18 protein-coding genes are annotated in these 17,675 nt (G+C 30.8%); 14 read left to right on the forward strand and 4 right to left on the reverse strand.

Translation table 11 applies throughout. The annotated features are described in order from the left end of the window. The 4 genes from QZ143_RS07000 to QZ143_RS07015 form a co-directional block, all read left to right on the forward strand. On the forward strand, positions 1-810 hold an 810-nt coding region (locus tag QZ143_RS07000; protein WP_292882607.1), incomplete at its 5' end, for a hypothetical protein. 3 nt (positions 811-813) lie between these two features. Continuing rightward, positions 814-1,812, forward strand: a complete 999-nt coding sequence (locus QZ143_RS07005; RefSeq protein ID WP_292609772.1) for an NADH-quinone oxidoreductase subunit H — start codon at positions 814-816, stop codon at positions 1,810-1,812. Between the two features lie 10 nt (positions 1,813-1,822). After that, complete coding sequence (locus tag QZ143_RS07010) at positions 1,823-2,086, forward strand: energy-converting hydrogenase B subunit P (protein WP_292882610.1); 264 nt, start codon at positions 1,823-1,825, stop codon at positions 2,084-2,086. Next, positions 2,079-2,738 carry a DUF5612 domain-containing protein gene (locus QZ143_RS07015; RefSeq protein WP_292609770.1) on the forward strand — a complete coding sequence of 220 codons (660 nt, stop codon included), beginning with the start codon at positions 2,079-2,081 and terminating at the stop codon, positions 2,736-2,738. The genes QZ143_RS07010 and QZ143_RS07015 overlap by 8 nt, the downstream gene beginning before the upstream one ends. A 54-nt stretch (positions 2,739-2,792) precedes the next feature. Here QZ143_RS07015 and cas4 read toward each other — a convergent pair whose 3' ends face one another. The 4 genes from cas4 to QZ143_RS07035 all read right to left on the reverse strand — a co-directional run bounded on the left by cas4 (position 2,793) and on the right by QZ143_RS07035 (position 8,602). Then, positions 2,793-3,587: a CRISPR-associated protein Cas4 gene (cas4, locus tag QZ143_RS07020; protein WP_292609769.1), complete on the reverse strand. Its 795-nt coding sequence runs from the start codon at positions 3,585-3,587 to the stop codon at positions 2,793-2,795. 120 nt (positions 3,588-3,707) lie between these two features. Next, positions 3,708-5,201, reverse strand: a complete 1,494-nt coding sequence (locus tag QZ143_RS07025) for a sodium-dependent transporter (protein WP_292882615.1) — start codon at positions 5,199-5,201, stop codon at positions 3,708-3,710. A 721-nt stretch (positions 5,202-5,922) separates the two neighbouring features. Next, positions 5,923-6,996, reverse strand: a complete 1,074-nt coding sequence (locus QZ143_RS07030; RefSeq protein WP_292882618.1) for a DNA polymerase subunit beta — start codon at positions 6,994-6,996, stop codon at positions 5,923-5,925. 514 nt (positions 6,997-7,510) lie between these two features. Beyond that, positions 7,511-8,602: a heparan-alpha-glucosaminide N-acetyltransferase domain-containing protein gene (locus QZ143_RS07035; protein WP_292882621.1), complete on the reverse strand. Its 1,092-nt coding sequence runs from the start codon at positions 8,600-8,602 to the stop codon at positions 7,511-7,513. Between the two features lie 907 nt (positions 8,603-9,509). On the opposite strand from QZ143_RS07035, the gene QZ143_RS07040 reads away from it, so the two are divergent. The 10 genes from QZ143_RS07040 to QZ143_RS07085 all read left to right on the forward strand — a co-directional run bounded on the left by QZ143_RS07040 (position 9,510) and on the right by QZ143_RS07085 (position 16,505). Then, the gene (locus QZ143_RS07040) at positions 9,510-10,103 is read left to right on the forward strand and encodes a DUF366 family protein (RefSeq protein ID WP_292609765.1); all 594 of its coding nucleotides are present in this window, start codon (positions 9,510-9,512) and stop codon (positions 10,101-10,103) included. Further along, on the forward strand, positions 10,100-10,615 hold the full coding sequence (locus QZ143_RS07045) for a 6-carboxytetrahydropterin synthase (protein ID WP_292609764.1): 516 nt from the start codon (positions 10,100-10,102) through the stop codon (positions 10,613-10,615). Before QZ143_RS07040 ends, QZ143_RS07045 begins: the two co-directional genes overlap by 4 nt. Continuing rightward, positions 10,615-11,313 carry a 7-carboxy-7-deazaguanine synthase QueE gene (locus QZ143_RS07050; RefSeq protein ID WP_292882624.1) on the forward strand — a complete coding sequence of 233 codons (699 nt, stop codon included), beginning with the start codon at positions 10,615-10,617 and terminating at the stop codon, positions 11,311-11,313. The genes QZ143_RS07045 and QZ143_RS07050 overlap by 1 nt, the downstream gene beginning before the upstream one ends. Positions 11,314-11,376: 63 nt before the next feature. After that, complete coding sequence (locus tag QZ143_RS07055; RefSeq protein ID WP_292609762.1) at positions 11,377-12,312, forward strand: CBS domain-containing protein; 936 nt, start codon at positions 11,377-11,379, stop codon at positions 12,310-12,312. A gap of 22 nt (positions 12,313-12,334) precedes the next feature. Further along, the gene (locus tag QZ143_RS07060; RefSeq protein WP_292882628.1) at positions 12,335-13,135 is read left to right on the forward strand and encodes a CBS domain-containing protein; all 801 of its coding nucleotides are present in this window, start codon (positions 12,335-12,337) and stop codon (positions 13,133-13,135) included. Positions 13,136-13,137: 2 nt separating this feature from the next. Continuing rightward, complete coding sequence (gene pheA / locus QZ143_RS07065) at positions 13,138-13,974, forward strand: prephenate dehydratase (protein WP_292882635.1); 837 nt, start codon at positions 13,138-13,140, stop codon at positions 13,972-13,974. A gap of 61 nt (positions 13,975-14,035) precedes the next feature. Then, a complete protein-coding gene (locus tag QZ143_RS07070) occupies positions 14,036-14,764 on the forward strand; it encodes an endoglucanase (RefSeq protein ID WP_292609760.1) in 729 nt (242 codons plus the stop codon). Positions 14,765-14,783: 19 nt separating this feature from the next. Then, positions 14,784-15,323: a PsbP-related protein gene (locus QZ143_RS07075; protein WP_292609759.1), complete on the forward strand. Its 540-nt coding sequence runs from the start codon at positions 14,784-14,786 to the stop codon at positions 15,321-15,323. A gap of 23 nt (positions 15,324-15,346) precedes the next feature. Then, positions 15,347-15,859, forward strand: a complete 513-nt coding sequence (locus QZ143_RS07080; protein ID WP_292609758.1) for a flavoprotein — start codon at positions 15,347-15,349, stop codon at positions 15,857-15,859. A 31-nt stretch (positions 15,860-15,890) separates the two neighbouring features. Continuing rightward, positions 15,891-16,505, forward strand: coding sequence for a phosphopantothenoylcysteine decarboxylase (locus QZ143_RS07085; RefSeq protein ID WP_292882632.1), 615 nt, complete (start codon positions 15,891-15,893; stop codon positions 16,503-16,505). The last annotated feature ends 1,170 nt before the right edge of the window (positions 16,506-17,675 follow it).

The following is a 17,675-nucleotide window of genomic DNA, read 5'->3' on the forward strand; positions in this document are numbered from 1 at the left end:
ATGGGGGAACTTGAACGTTTACATTCACACTTCTTGTATTTGGCGCATGGTTGTGAAGTATTGTCCCATGAAACATTTTCAATGAGAGTGTTCTATTTAAGGGAAATTGTAATGGAACTGCTTGCAATGATTGGAGGAAACAGGGTTCAGTATGGCTGTTCTGTTTTAGGTGGAGTAAGGCCTAGATGTGATTTGGATGAAGCCAAATTATTAAGGCTAAAAAATGATATGGATAAGATAGAAGAAGGGCTTACTGATTTTGCCGAAAGATTCACTTCCGATTCTATTGTAATGTCAAGGATTTCGGGAATTGGTGTTCTTCCTCAAAAGCAGGCTATCAAATTGGCTGTAACCGGTCCGACTTTAAGGGCAACCGGTGTTGCAAGAGACCTCCGAACAACAATGTTTGAATATGATGAATTTGATTTTAATGTGGTCACTCAACCTGATGGTGATGTCAAATCCAATTTGTTGATGAGGGCTTTAGAATCATTTGAATCAATTAAATTAATTCGTCAGGCTATTGCTAACATCCCTGAAGGTAAGGTAGTTAACAGGGATTGGGAAATGTTTGACACTGATATTACTGAAAGTTACATAGAAGTTCCAAGGGGAACATTATATCATTCTTATGCTCTTGAAAGCGGTAGGGTAAGACACTCAATTATCAGAACTCCATCAATGTCCAATATTGGTGCTATGCAATATGCATGCATTGGTGATCAGATTACTGATGCTCAGCTTTGTATTGTACAGTGTGACCCATGTTTCACATGTTCTGATAGAGCAATTGAAATAATAAGGAGATAGATTATGTTTGAAAATACACTCGTTAACTCAATTCTTGCAGTAATTGGCACAGTGCTTGTTTGCTTTTTAATTTCAACACTACTTCCAGGAATTGAAAGGAAATATATTCATGCTAGAATTCAACAGAGAATTGGACCTGTCGTTCTTGCTCCAGGTGTAATGGCTCCAATCAAATTCATGTTTAAAGAAAATGTTGAAGTTTCATCTCCTGTTCCGGGATTATATAAGTCATTGCCAATAATCTGCTTTATTGTTGTTTTATGTGTTCTTATTGCATTAACTCCTCAAGCTTATCAATTTCCGGCACTTGCAAGTTTAGTGGCTGTCGTCGGATTTTTAAAGGTGGAAGAAATATGCTATGTTTTGATGGGAGCATTATCCAAATCTGTCATGTCAGTTAGGATGCCATTCCCTGATAAAATAAAGGGCGCTACTCATTTAAACTCCAACAGATCATTTATTGAAGATATAAGTGCTAAAAGGTCATTAAGGATGATTACTTATGGATCATTTCCATTGTATTTGGCCTTATTTGCTCCGGTAACTGCTGCTGGAAGCATTTTCTTATCAGACATTGCCGCATATCAACATGCTAATGGTCCGTTTTTATTTACAGCATCTGGTGCAATTGCAGCTATTGTGTTCTTCATTGGATATATGATAATTTTAAATGAATATCCATTTTCAATAATTAAGGCTAAAAGCGATGTTATTGAAGGACCATACATGGAATATGCTGCAAAATATAGGGCTGTTGTTTATCTGACAAGAGGATTTTTCATGTTTGTACTTGGTGCAATCTTTTCAGTATTGTTTATTGGAGTGCCGCCAACAATTCTTTCATGGGGAATTTTAGTCAATATTGCAGTCGCATTGATATTCGTATTTATGATGGGAATCTTATCAGCATTCAGTCCAGTATTTACAAATAGACAGTTATTGCCAACAATTTTAGGATCAACATTACTTGGAATATTGGCTATTGTGCTTGGATTATTATGAGGTGATTATTTTGAAATTTGTAATGAGGCCGTATCACATGGTAAGTCTTGGAGGATACATTGTTGAGTGGGATTTTCCTTATAGAAATCTCATAGTTGTAAATAAAACCTCTGAACCAATTAAAATTGAAATACCAGTTTTTCATGAAGAATGGATTGCTGAACATAGGGATTTAGGTCTTGAAGTTATTCCTATTACTAAAAATGATAATTTTTTAAGCATGTGGAAAAGGGCGCATGCTGAATTAGATAAAATTAGGCCAAAAAATGAATGATTATACGCTAACTATCCAATCATACGAAAAGAAAGGAGTTTTAGATAATATTACTGATGTTATCACTTCTCATGGTGCTAATATTAGTTACGTTCATCTTTTTGTTGAAAAAAATAATATGGGATCTATCAATTTGGAATTGGAGCATGTTGAAAATATTGATGATTTGCTTTCGGATTTGGAAAATATTAAAGATATCAAATCCGTTGAATTGCACGGTTCCCAATTGGATATTTATGGAAAACGTATAATTATCGTTGGTGGGGGAGCACAAGTTTCCCAAGTAGCTAAAGGTGCAATCACTGAAGCTGACAGACATAATATACGTGGTGAGCGTATAAGTATTGATACTATTCCATTAGTTGGAGAAAAAAATTTGGCTGAAGCTATTGAGGCTATTTCAAGGCTTCCCCGTGTTACTGCACTGGTTTTGGCAGGTTCCCTTATGGGTGGTGAAATTACAGAATCTGTAAAAAAAGTTAAAGAAAATGGAAATTTGATTGTAATTTCTCTTAATATGCCTGGTAGCGTAACCAAATATGCAGATTTAATTATTACAGATCCTATCCAAGCTGGAGTTCTTGCAGTGATGTCTGTTGCAGATACTGCAGTGTTTGACATTAAAAAACTTGGAGATAATATAAAATATTAATTTTTTTCATGTTTATGGACATATAGGGGAGTTATTTTTAACTCCCTTCTTAACTTAACCTTTAAGACAGAAATTTTCATACCCGCATTTGCTGCATTTTTTTGGATTCATTTTCACGTTCGGAAGCTTTTTATTTTCAGTAATTTCTTTAACTTCTCTTATTACTTCAAACAACCCTTTTCTTAAGTTCACATCCATCACAACAGGTCTTTTTTCATCAATTTTTTCATAATATACAAAGCCAACAAAAACTTCGGTTTCGAATTCCTCTTCAAGAAGTATTGCATGAGCTACTAATTCTATGGCATCCTGGTCCCAAACACCTTTTAGAGGAGGGTTTGAACTTTTAATGATCACTGGATAATATTTGCCGTCAATTATTTCTATTTTATCACATATTCCAATCAATTCCAGTTTTTGGTCTTTTAATAAATAGGAATACATGCAGTTTGGAAAAAACATGTCGGTAATGGCAAAGGCATCTTTTTGGTACATATTCATGGCCTGTTTTATTTTTAAAGCTGTTAATTTTATATTAAAATAAGTATTGTCGATTATTTCATTGACTTGGTCGGAGGTCATGTCCAGATTCATTGATATTATCGCATCGGCATTGCTTTTTATGAATGTGTCGATATTTTCAGATAATTCTTTTTCGATTTCGGATAGTTCCATTTCCTTTTTAATTTTGCGCAAATTTTTCTGAATCAAGTCCTGAATGTCGATTTTGAGTTTTTTAATCTCGATAGCTAATTGGTAATTGTTCTCTTCCTCTTTATCTACGTATGTTTGGATGTATAGGTTTCTTGGACAGAACATATGTGTTTTAATTGTTGATATATTTATCATTTTTATAACCTCTAAAATTGTGTAATATTATTTTAAATTTAATAATATAAATATTTAGAAGTAATAAATGTCTTAAATTCTTTAAAATTAAATAAAAAAAGAGAATAGCTAATATTTTAGCTATTTTGAGTAAATTTTATCTTCGTAGTAATTTTTATTACGTGCAGGCAGTAGTGCAATAATACATGGAACCACTATCACCACAATTGTTAATATTAACATTACGATTGAACTTAGGGTATCTGCTTCATTAATGGTTGAAACCACTCCCTGTATCCAAAGACCTAGGATACAAATAGGTAAAATGTATTTGATGACTATTTTCCAAGTTTTTCCTACTTTAATTGTTGAATGAGCATTCAAGGTCTCGATTAAATCATCAAATTTGTAAATCCAACCAAATACTATACATTCAAGAAGTACTGCAAATAATAATGCGAAGTTATTTAAAAATGCATCGAAGATTCCTAAAATTGTACTTCCAATGCCTGTTGTAAAAATAATTGAAATACAAAATCCAATAATGCAAACTACGGTTGCGGTTTTTTTACGTTCGATAAGGAACTTTTCAGAAATTGAATAACATACTCCTTCAAGTAGTGCAATAACGGATGTGATTCCTGCAAATAAGATGCATAAAAAGAACAAAGGTCCAATTACATATGCTGCAGGTCCCATTGTATTGAATACTTGTGGGAATACTACAAATGCAAGTCCTGTTCCGGATGTTACAAGTTCATTAAATGGAATTCCGCTTGTCACGGTCATGAATCCTAAAATGGAAAAAATTCCAATTGAGTTAAACACTTCAAAACCGGAGTTTGAAAATGCTACGATTATTGCGTTATCTACTAATTTTGAACCATCAGGCAGATAACTTGCATATGTCATTGCAATTGCCATTCCTAAACTTAGGGAAAATACGATTTGTCCGAATGCTGCTAACCATACATCTAAATTGCCCAACGCCGACCAATCTGGTGTGAAAATTTGTGTATAACCTGCTGATGCACCTGGTAAAGTTAATGAGAATGCAACAATAACTACAACAATTCCACAAAGTATAGGTAATAAAATTTTACTTACATTACCGATTCCATCATTCAAATCTCTTTTGATGATAAACCATGCTATAAACCAAATGGCAAATACTGAAGCAAGGACAACTGGTACGATAGTAAAAAATCCGGATATTGAATCTGTAGAGTGTAATACTGAATTAGTAAAGTATAGGTCAGGGTTTGATCCCCATGCTTTTGTAAAACTTAGGAATATATAGATTAAATCCCATCCGACAACACAAACGTAATAGGTCGTAATTAAGAATACAACAATCAGTATAAACCATGCTACAGGTTCTAATTTTTCATTAATTGAATATAATATTCTTGCAATTGATCTTTTGAACTTGAATCCGACGGCATACTCCACTAAAACAAATGAAATTCCTAAAAGAAATATTGAAACGATGTATGGAATCATAAATGATCCTCCACCGTTGGAGTATAAAACATTTGGGAAACGCCATATGTTTCCAAGACCGACAGCAGAACTAATCATTGCCATCATAAATGCAAGATTACTATTCCATTCTGATTTTTTCTGTTCTGTCATATAATCACATTAAATTTAATACTATTATTTAGGTATTTGAAGTTTATATATTATTGTATTAAATTTGTTTAACTTGTGTTATTTTTTCTTGAAATGATTTGAATAGCCGTTACATTTGTTATTTTTTTTAAATGAATGCTATTATAATGTATAAATAGTGAAAAATTAATAATCTGTGTCCTAAATTTTTAGTGTTTGTTTAAAAAATTTGACAATTATCTTTTTTTGGAGGATACTCTTTATTAGTATTGTTTCTTGTTTTTAAAGAATAATCTCAGTAAAGTTTATATATCTGTTTTTCTCTAAGCAATTTTACTTAATGGATTTAATAAGCTTTAAACACGATTTGATGCATAATGTAATTTTAAATTAGCCTCTAATGTAAAAATGGAGGTGATAAGTAGGATGTTTGAATTAACTAATACTTATTCATTATGCATCCCCATTTCATTTGAATTGAATGATGTCTCCGGTCATACAACTAATTTGAGTGAGGTAAGGATTGTGGAGATAATTATGCTCTTGCTGGTGACATATTATCCAAATATTATTACTATATTTGAGATAAATATAGACATTAATTGACTATTTTTTTGAGAATTCTATTTTTTGTTTTCTATTTGAATTGTTATTCTGCATTGGGTGTTGACATTCACATCACCCTTTTTCAAATCCACTTTGATTTTTTTGGTTTAAAGAATTACAATCCTAGAAATATTATTTAAGCTGGACTTTCCTTAAGCTTCAAATACTCATCAATTGCTTCACGGGTAGTTCCGACAACAATGCGGTAATGTGAAAATTCACCATTTATAATGACCTTTTCCACTTTGCCTTTAGCAATTACATGCTCACCGTCAATAACTTCGCCGGCATAGGTGTGTGTAAATGAAACAACTTCAGTCAATGGGAAATCAACGCCGTCAAGAACTTCAACATTTTCAATTGTATAAAGTGAAGGATTGTCGAATGCTCCAAGTGCGCTTACGATATCACATTCGATTTTTGCTATTCCCTGAGGCTCATATACTGTATCTCCCCAAACACCTTCAATTTCATCATAATCCTTGGTTGCTAGAATGTCAAATAAAGTTCCGTTGATTGTTCCTCTGTTTGCTTTTCTGTTTTCATACCATCTGAATTCCTCTTTTGTAAGGCTTTCGTCAAACATTCTTTTATCATAAACAAAATCCCAGTAATCGTTGGTGATTCCTTCAACGGTAATGTGCTTGTCGACTTCTTCGATGTATACTTCTTTTCCACGGTGTTCTTTAAAAGCGGCGATTGCTCTTCTGTGATTGTCAAGGCCATATACGACAAAGTCCAGGTCGCTTACATCACTTTTTTGAAGGCCGGGTAGGATTGAACCTGAAATTCCCAGATGGTCATATGGAATGTCTGCCATGAAATGGAAAAAGTCGGCAACATCCATTAATTTTGCAATCAATTCAGGATTTTTAACTTTTCCTCCTTCATCAAAAGTCTTTTTAAGGCCTAAAAGCCTTTCTTCAGGTTTTATTATTTTTTCAACCTTTTCCAATGGAACTCCCATCATTTCAACATTGGTAACTTCTGAAAAATACAAATAATCAGGATAGTTTTCACGTAAATATGAGTATGCTTCTTCTGATCCTACTTTTCTATAACGTTTACCGTCTTTTTCACGGTCTCCTTTAGGATCTGGAACATATCTTAAAAATGAAATGACTCGGTTTTCTGGATGGATGTAATTGGTGGATGCGAAATACAAATCATCGCTTGTGTAAATGAAATCTCTTGTTCTTACTTGTTTCATAATTTTTACTCCTAGTTTTAATTTTTAATTTTAATTAATTAAAATTTTACTAATATTGACGAGTTTGTTTAGTTCGTTATATGGATATTATCTGTTCAAATTAAGTTTAGGTATTATGAATCTGTAATGGATGGAATTTTTTTTAACATTCTATTTATATATTTTAAATTATATATCTATCAAATGAATAATTTAATAATTTTTTTAGATTTTCATAAATTAAATCGAAATCTTAATTGTTTGATGAGATATTTGGATTCCAAGAAATCTTTCAAAGTATTTGCTTATTTTACGAGTGATTGATATTCAATTTTCATTATTCCCAGAATTTTATCAATAAATTCATAGACTTTAACTAAAAAATTTTTTGTCCAAAACTATATTTTGTTGATTTTTCCTGATTTTTTGATGTTTGTCTAAATAGTGTAGAGATTTTCCTAAGTTATTTAAGATATGATTTAAAATAGTTGAAGTAAGAATATGTTTTAAATTTTTTCTAGAGAAAATATTCACTTCAACCAGTTCTTAATTTCTTAGACAATATAGCACAGGCTGTAGATACGATTAAAATTAATATTGAAAATATGGCACATGTCAAATCGGTAAATAGAATATCTTTAAATATATAAGCTAAACCTATTATTGTTAAAGGTATGAAAAATGATTGTCCAATATAAATTCTATTGATGTTGCTGCTTAATGTTGAAAATACCTTATTGATTCTATCCGGCAAATATTTAGCCAAATAATAGCAAAGCCCCATAACTCCATGAATATAGATTATACACAATATTGCGTCCAATGTTGTCATGTAATAATACAGTACCCCTCTGCTGGAAAATAGTTCTTTTCCCCATAATGTTGGAGATAGTCCGAAATATATTATAACCAATATAATAAAAATTGGCCAGTATTTAAAGAATTGTGCTTTGTTTTTAACTCTGATGAAATATTGTCCCCATATTAATCCTGAAATTGGAAAAATAAACCAGTTAAATAATGGAAATGCTGTATATTCTGTATTGGTTCCAATGAAATAACCAATGAATATATTTAAAACTGGTGTGCCGAAATCAACACATCTCAAGAGGCTACCAATTAAAGACATTGCCAATGCTATGATAATCAGCCATTTGTTTGAAAGTTCAAATTTCTTAAGAATGCCTATTAAAACGAAAGACAAACCTGCAAATATTAAAACCCCACAAAAAAAGAATATTAATCCGCCATGGATATGGTAAAGATCCCACCTGCCCAATAGTGAACCGCTTGTAAAGTAAGGTAAAACATATTCAAATAAATTCACTAAAATGCCTGTAAGATATAAAATGCATCCTCTTTTAATCATGGTGTCCCATTGGCTATGCCTTGAATAGACAATACCTACTCCCATACAAAACATGAAAATTGGAGCCGGACAAGGTCCTCCTAAAACATCTGCAAAAAGAATATTATATATAAAACTAATTGAATGATTAAAATCCCCAACCAATATCAGGAAATTAATAAAAACCATAAAAATAATTGAAAGGCCTTTTGCTATATCAAGTTCCATTTGCCTACCTGTGTTCACCTTTTCATCTGAAAACAAATCCTTAATACTCATAATTTTATGTTATATATTTAATAATATTTAACTGTGTGATAGGTAGTGAAAAAATTATTGTTTGATATAATTATGAATAATTATTATTGGATGTTGGAGATGTAAAATGATAAGTATCTAAACATTTTTTATATATTTTGTATGAGTTTATCTAATTAGTGCAAGAATACCATGATTTCTGCAAGTCATGGATGAATTGCAACAATGAGAGCATTACTTTTCAAATGCTCTCTGATGAAATTTAAATAACCAGATAACAAAAAAAATAATAAATGGCAGTGAAAAAATTAATTAAACTTTTTCAACGATAACCAAGTTAAAAAAGCAATATTAATTGAATCTGTCTGAACCTTTGGGACGAGGGGGATATCATGGTAATCCTATACTCAATGGAGTATACAGCCCGTGAAGTAAGAATCCTCACCTTCTATAAAGTTGAGGTAGTTCAATCGTAATGTTTTGATTTTTTTAGGATATGTCTTTATGAACTGGTCTTTAAAAGCCGATTTCTAAAAATTTTTTAAAATCTTAAAAAGAAGCAAATATTACTTTATTTAAAAAAAGGGTTTTAATTTAAGAATTGTGTGAACAGAAATGGTGCAGACCAAAAAGACAATTGGCAGACTGGTGTCTAGTTGGTATTTGCAAAAAATCATATGATTTTTTTAAATTGATTTTACGATTAATAATATTGTCATTGTTTTTTTTAAAACTAATTTTAATTAATTCAAAAATCAATTATTTTATTTTTCATTCATATTTGCACAAATTTATTTTTTGAAATCTATACAAAATTGACCAAATATGATTATTTATATATTAATATGATGTTGTATATAATGCGATACTTTTTTTAATACCTTTAACTAAATATTAATAGGTAATTTAATAATTGTAGGTTTTTATCATGGATATTACTCACAAGCATATTGATGAAATTTTTGAATATGATGGTAGCCAAATTAATCCTTCATGGGCTTTTCAAGAATTCGGAATATATGGATCATCAATTGTAACTTGGATTGGTCCTGTAAATATTACTCCGGATAATTTAAAGGATTTTGCTGATGTGGGTCTTGAAATCAAATCTAATTATATGGTCAATTTTATTTGTGAGTTCTTTGACCAACAACCCCCGAATATGAGGGTTGCTTATTTAAGACAAAGATTATTGGTGATGATTTTTAGAGAAATCTTAACTGAATATGGAATTCAAACAAAAAGGGAAGGTGATGATATATTTGTTGATGGTGGAAAACTCTCTATCTCAATAGCAAGCATTTCCTTAAGCTCTGCAAAAATACACTTTGCCCTTAACTTGGAGGATAAAGGAACTCCAAGTGATGTTGAAACAATTGGTCTTTATGATATTAAAGTTAATGGTGAACAAGTATTCAATCAAAATAATTTATTGGATTTAATTAATAAAACTGTAAAAAATTTTATTAATGAATTAAAAACAATTGAAAACGATATAAGTAAAACTAAGGTGTTAGGATGAAAATTTTAATAAATGGTATTCAATCAAATTTAAGATTTTCTTCTGCCCATGTAATTCCGGGCCATGAATCCTGCGGATTTATTCATGGTCATTCATATTTTGTTGATATTGAAATTGAAGGTGAAAGGGCAGGAAAATTCGAGTTTGTAGTTGATTTTAAAGATGTTAAAGATTATACTAAGGCAATTTGTGACGAACTGGACCACAGATTGTTGATTCCTGTTTACAATGATTTGATAGAATTTAAGGAATTTGATAAGAATAAAGATTCAATTTTTGATTTAAAAGAACAAAATTCTGTTAGATTTAAAATAGATGGTAAAGGTTATTCTGTTCCTGCAGTTGACTGTGTATTTTTACCATTGCCCTATACTTCAGCTGAAGAATTGTCTAAATTTTTTGCAGAAACTTTGGCTAAAAAATTATCCGAAACTTATGACAATTTGGAATATGTTTCAGTTTGTGTAAATGAAGGAATCGGTCAGGGAGCGATGTACAGGAAAGATTTATGATGAAAGCTCCAATTATTGAGATTTTTTCATCCTTTCAGGGTGAAGGATTATTGATAGGTGAAAGACAAATATTTGTTAGATTTGCGGGATGCAATCTAAACTGCAATTATTGCGACACCAATGATAGTAAATCTGAAAAATCAGGCAAGTTAATGACACCACAGCAAGTAAATGATGAAATAAATAAATTATTAACTCCTGATTGCAGAAGCATTTCATTTACTGGAGGTGAACCTAGTCTGTATCCAGACTTCATTAATGAAGTTTCAAAATTAACGGATTTGAAGATAATGCTTGAAACTAACGGTACTTTGCCGGATAATATTGATTCAATCGAAAAATTGGACATGGTTTCATTGGATATTAAATTGCCTGAGCATTTTGATGGTGATTTTGATGATGAAATTTTTTTCAATGAAATTAAATCACTAAATTTATTAATGGCGAAGTCTAAAAATGTATATTGTAAAGTAGTTATATTGCCTTCAACAAAAATAAAATCATTTAAAGAGGTAATCAAAAAATTATCCGATAATATTTCAAGCAAAAGTGATCTTCAAATAATTATCCAACCTTCTAGTCCATTAAACGAATGGAAGGACCTTAATTTTAAATTATTTGAGTTTTCAGAGATTGTTGGGCAATATTTTGAAGTTTCCACCATCCCTCAAATTCATAAAATTCTGGATATTGAGTAATTTTGTTTTTAATTGTGTGATTTTATTTTTAAAAAGTGATATAATTATAGTAGAGGTGTGAAAATGAAAGATAAAACATCCATTAACAGAAAATCAAACACAGGCGCAATCGAACGTGAAACTAAAGTTCATGATAAAGAAGGAGACATCATGGCTATTGCATCAAGAGATGTAATTTCAATTCCTCCTTCAAAAAGTATCAAAGATACTGCTAAAGTAATGATGGAACATGAATTTAGAAGATTACCAATTACCGATCCTGGTTCTGGTAAAGTGTTAGGTATTGTTACAGTAATGGATATATTAGACTTCTTTGGTGGAGGAAGTAAATTTAACATTATTGAGAAAAAATACGAAGACAACTTCTTAGCAGCTATCAATGAACCTGTAAGGGAAATCATGACTCGTGACGTAGTTTCATTATCTAAAAAAGCTTCAATTGGCGAAACTATTGAAACAATGTTATCTAATCAGTTAGGTGCTATTCCTCTTGTTGATGGTGATGATAAACTTGTCGGTATTGTAACTGAAAGGGATATTGCATTATCCTTGGCTGGTGTGGCTTCTAGAGAAACCGCACAGGATTACATGAGTACTAAAGTATTCACTACCACTCCTGGAACTCCTCTTGAAAGTGCATGTAAAATCATGGTAAGAAACGGTTTAAGAAGAATTCCGGTTGTCGGTGGAGAAGCTGATATATCTAAAGCAGCTAAAAAATTATTAGGTATTATTACTTCTACCGACATTATTAGATTCTTAAATGCAAAAGAATTATTCGATAATTTAAATTCCAATTTGGCTACTGATGTTTTAGAAACAGTAATTTCAGAAATAATGGTCACTGAACCAATCACAATTGAACCAAACATGACTATTGGTGAATTGTGTGAATTATTCGCTGAAAAGAATATTGGTGGTGTTCCAGTAGTTAAAGATGATAAAGTAATGGGAATTATCACTGAAAGAGACATTTTAAGAGCAGTTAAAAGATATTAAACATTTTAAAGGAGATGATAATATGCAAATTAAGAATTTGATGTCTGAGGATATAATTACTATAGATAAAGATCAAAATCTTTCTGATGCATTAAAATTATTACGTAAACATAATGTATCTCGTTTACCTGTAACCAATAACAAGCAATTAGTAGGTATTATCTCAGAAAGAGACATCGCTAATAAACTTGGTTCATCAAAATATGAGAGTATGCCTGCATCAAGACTTCATATTTCATCTGTAATGGTTAAAGATGTTATTACAGTTCCTCAAACAATGCAATTGGATGAAGTAGCAAGAATAATGTTGGATAAAGGTATTGGTTCTGTTCCAGTTATGGATGAAGATAAAATGGTTGGAATAGTATCAAAAGCAGACTTTGTTACCCTTGCCGTTGGAATTGCATTTGATAAGATTACTGTAAAAGAAATAATGTCTAAAGAGTTAACAGTTGTATCTCCAACTGAAAGAATTGTTCATGCAAGAAGACAAATGCTTGAAACTAATGTTGGAAGGTTACCTGTTGTAGATGATGATGCACTTGTTGGAATGATTACATCTAAAGATTTAATGAGAGCTTTCATTGACTTTAGGAAAAAAGTTCCGGAAAAATATCAGAAATCTCAAATTAAAGAACTTTTAGTTGAAGACATAATGTCTATAAATCCAACTTTTGTCTCAAAAGACATGTCTATAACTGAAGTATCCAACATCATCATGGAAACTGGATTCAATGGTTTGCCAGTTGTTGAAAATGATGAAGTTGTTGGAATAATTACACAAACCGATATTTTAAGACTAATTGAAAAATTAGAATCTTAAATATCTTTTTTTTATTTTTTTTTGGAGGGGTTCTTATTTCTTTAATCTCATTTTTAGGACCTGAAGGAACATTCACTCATGAGGCAGCAAGCAACTTTGGTGATGAATTAATTCCGTTTTGTACTATTCCTGCAGTAATGGAAAGTGTGCATTCTGATGAATGCTCATATGGTGTTGTACCTATAGAAAATTCTATTGAAGGGCCTGTTGGAATTACTTTAGATCAATTAGCCCATAAATATGATTTAAAAATATTTAATGAGATTGTCATTCCAATCAATCAGAATCTGGTGGTCAATCCAGGTACTGAAATGGAAGATATTGAAGATGTGTACTCTCATGCTCAAGCCATAGCGCAATGTCAGGAATATATTAGAAATCATAAGATTCAACCTCATTATGAGGTTAGCACTGCAAGGGCTGCCAAAAGCATTGTTGGTGATAAATCTAAAGCGGCAATCAGCAATGCAAAGGTTGTGGAATTATATGGTTTGGAAATTTTGGAATCCAATATTCAGGACATGGACAATAATGAAACCCGATTTGTAGTTCTTTCAAAAGAATATCATGAAATGACTGGAAAAGACAAAACTTCAATCATTTTTTCAATTTATGAAGATCGCCCTGGTGGTCTGTATAATATTTTAGGCATTTTTCAAAAGAACAATATTAACCTAACTAAAATCGAATCAAGACCATCTAAAGAAGGTTTGGGCAAATATTTATTTTTTGTGGACTTTAATGGTCATATTGATGATGTTTTGGTTCAGGATATTTTAAATGAAATCAAAGAAAATACTTATTTTTTCAAAGTTTTAGGTTCTTACCCTGAATTTTAGGTAAACTTATAAATTAATATGGATATATATTATAATGTTATAATGTTCGAGGAGGGTAGGAATGTCAGATGATAGAGATAGACTTCTTAATATTATGAGCAGTTTGGAAAATGATTATAGATCTGGTAAAATCTCTGCTGAGAAATATAGTTATTTTCGTTCTAAATATGAAGATAAATTAAATTCTATTGATGCTCAAGCAGCTACAAGAAGAATTAGATCTATGCAGGGAAAATCTGCTGATAATTCAAAAAATAAAAAAAGAAGTAGAAAACCTACCAATAATAAAAAGAAAGAAGAGCAGGATTTAGTTCAAAAATATATTATTAATCCCAAAAAAGGCGATGCAAAGTATAATCGTAGAGAAAAATCTTCTATGGATAGTGGAACTTTTAAATTATTGTTATTGTTAATATTGGTTGTAGGTTTCACTGCAGGTGTTGCTTACGGTGTTTTTAATTTTGATTTTGATTCAGTATCTCAAGCTAATGCAACTGGTGTTGTTAAAGATACAGCATTCCTCGAAATAAATAAAACAACTCCAACAACTCAGTCAACTTCCTATTCTAACTACAGTTCTTCTAATTCAGGTTCTGGTTATTCATCATCTAGTTCTGTTGAAACTACTTCGGATTCGTCTTCAAGTAGTTATTCCAGTTCTGATTCTGGTGCTTATTCGCCAAGTAGTTCAAGTGATAGTTCCAGTAGTTCACAGTCTGGTAGTAGTTATGACAGTGGTTCACAGTCTAGTAGTTCTTCAAGTTCCCAATCTGGAGGTAGCGGGAATTAATTCTCAGTAAGGTGATAGTATGGATGGTAGATTAATTAAGGGAAGTATTATGATTCTTTTATTGATGTTAGTTTTCGTATCAGCTGCTTGTGTTAGTGCAGAATCCAATGATACAACTGTTTTAACATTATCTAAATCAGGAATTACTATAAATTATCCTTCTAATTGGGGTTATTCTGATGCTCTTTCATCATATTCAATTATGGCTATTTCAAAAGCAGATTCTGTTGATTCATTTGGTGTAGGTCAAGTTAATATTAACATTGAAAAGAAACCGGTTGAAGGGGATTTCGCTACATTTGTAAATAGTACTTATGAACCTATGAAATACAACAACGATTATGATCTGGTGTCATCAGGTTCCACAACTATTGCAGGCAATGATGCTTTGGAATACATTTACACTTCTAATGAGAACGGCGTTCAAAAACAACATAAGGCTGTTTGGTTTGAAAAAGGTGGACAAGCTTATGTTTTACTTTATAGTGCTCCTTTAGACAAATTCGAATCAAATTTATATGTATTTGATTATATCGTATCTGATATTCGAATTACATAATTTCTTTTTTTTAGGGTGTTTTTATGATTATATTGTGTGTTACTGGTAGTATTGCAGCTACTGAGTCTATTAAATTAGCCAGGGAATTTAGAAGGAATGATGTGGATGTTAAATGTTTTATGAGTGATGCCGCTTGTGAAATTATTCATCCTAATGCAATGGAATTTGCAACCGGCAATAGTGTTGTAACTAAATTAACCGGAAGTATAGAACATGTCAAATATTCTCAAGAGGATTTAATTTTGGTTGCACCGGCTACTGCTAATACTATTTCCAAATTTGCCCATAAGATTGCTGACAATCCAATTTCAACTTTATTAATTACTGCCCAGGGTCATGACACTCCTATTATTTTTGTTCCGTCAATGCATGATTCAATGTATAGGTCCATTAAAGAAAATATCGATAAAATTAAAGATGAAGGGTCAGCTATTTTCATTAAACCTAGGATGGATGAAGGAAAGGCAAAATTTCCATCAAAAGAAGATATTGTTCTTGAATCATTAAGGACTATAAATTTAAATAAAAAGGATTGATATCATTAAAGGAAAGAATATTTTAATAAGCATGGGTGGTACATATGAGCCCATTGATTCTGTTAGAGGCATTACCAATAAATCTTCTGGAAAAATGGGTTTGGAACTGGCTAAACAGGCGTATATTCGTGGAGCTAATTTGACTTTGGTTGTAGCTAATGTTTCTGTCAGCATCCCTTCTGTTTTTGATGTTATAAATGTTGAAACGGGCGAAGAGATGATGGATGTAATTTTAGATTTGATTCCTGATTTTGACATTTTTATTTCTACAGCTGCAGTTTCTGATTTTAAATTTAAAAAACGTTCTGATAAAAAAATAGATTCAACTAAATCATTATCTATTGATTTGAAACCAACAACTAAAATAATACGTCAGATTAAAAAAATTAATCCTGATATTTTTTTGGTTGGCTTTAAGGCTGAATTTAACATATCTCGTGATGAGATGATTAAATGTGCAAGAAAACAGATTTCTGATGCAGGAACTGATTTGGTAATAGCTAATGATATCTCTTCTGATGATTGCCATTTCGGATCTGATAAAAATGAAGTCCTGCTTGTTGATGATGAGGTTGTATCTGTTCCTCTAGCTTCAAAAAAGCAGATTGCAAAAATCATTTTTGATGAGATTTCTAAAAGATTATAGTTACATGTACGTGTATCTGTAAATAATATTATTTTTTTGATTGTATTTTTATATTTTTAAAATATTGATTAATTATTTTGATATGGTTTTTTGTAAACTATAATTTATTTAATCGTAATTTTAATATTTTTGCCATTATGTTTGGGGTTGGTTTTCGAAAATCACTTGAAAATTATTTTATTTCAAATTTCTTTTTTTCATGTTTGAAGTGCAAATCTATGTTGTTTTTGCAATGTTTTTTTCGTAGTTAAGGTAATATTAATTTTAATTTGAAAAGTTATTTGATTTAATTTTTTGATTAAAAATATAATTTTCTAAGCAAATTAGGGCATAGGTAAGTAATACTTTTTTAAATAAAATAAGCAAATTAATCTTTGAAAAAAAATTTTTTAAAAATAAGTATTTCAATAAAATAAGTTCATGCCTTTAGGCGTTAGTTAAATGGAGTGATTAATAGAGTGAATCAACCTAAAGGACGTTTCAATGAACTTTTATTTTATTTGCATTAGCATTTATTATATTTAATTTTATAGTATAAAAAGCTATCTGGGTAATACTTTTTGGTGATTTTTGTAGTATTTTTTTACTTTTCTCAGAGCTATTTTTTAGTGGATTATCACTCAAAAAGTGGGTGATTTTTTCAAAGATTTTTCTTGCATTGACAATGCATTATTGTCTTTTTTGTGGTGGTGTTGTTTTAAGTTTTGGTTATTTTTAAATAATTTATCTTAATATTTCTTTTTATATTGGGTGGATTTTGATTTGGGATTTAATGTGGTTTGGGTTTTGAATAGTTGTGTTGTTGCATCACTGATTATTTGTTATAGTTGATAAAATTTTTGAATGTTTTTCATCATCCAATTTTTAAGGTGTTGATATTAATTGAAGTATCAGAAGTATACTTTTTGGGTTATTGATTAATATTCTTTCTTTTTTTCCAACCCATAAAAAATTAAATTTATATGAACTTTTTGATTTTTATTTTGAATTAAAAAACTTATTATTTTTTCTTTAAATTTGATATGTGGGGTTAATTTTGGAATTAATTCTTATTTTGTTGGTATTTCTATTTGAGGCATTGATTTGTTGTTGAACCTCTCCGGCTTGTAGAAGCCGGAGATTCTTAGGCCATGCCTATTTTTTCGTCAAAGCATTTCCATTCATAATAAT

This window comes from Methanobrevibacter sp. UBA188, assembly GCF_905234905.1.
Taxonomy (GTDB): Archaea; Methanobacteriota; Methanobacteria; order Methanobacteriales; family Methanobacteriaceae; genus Methanocatella.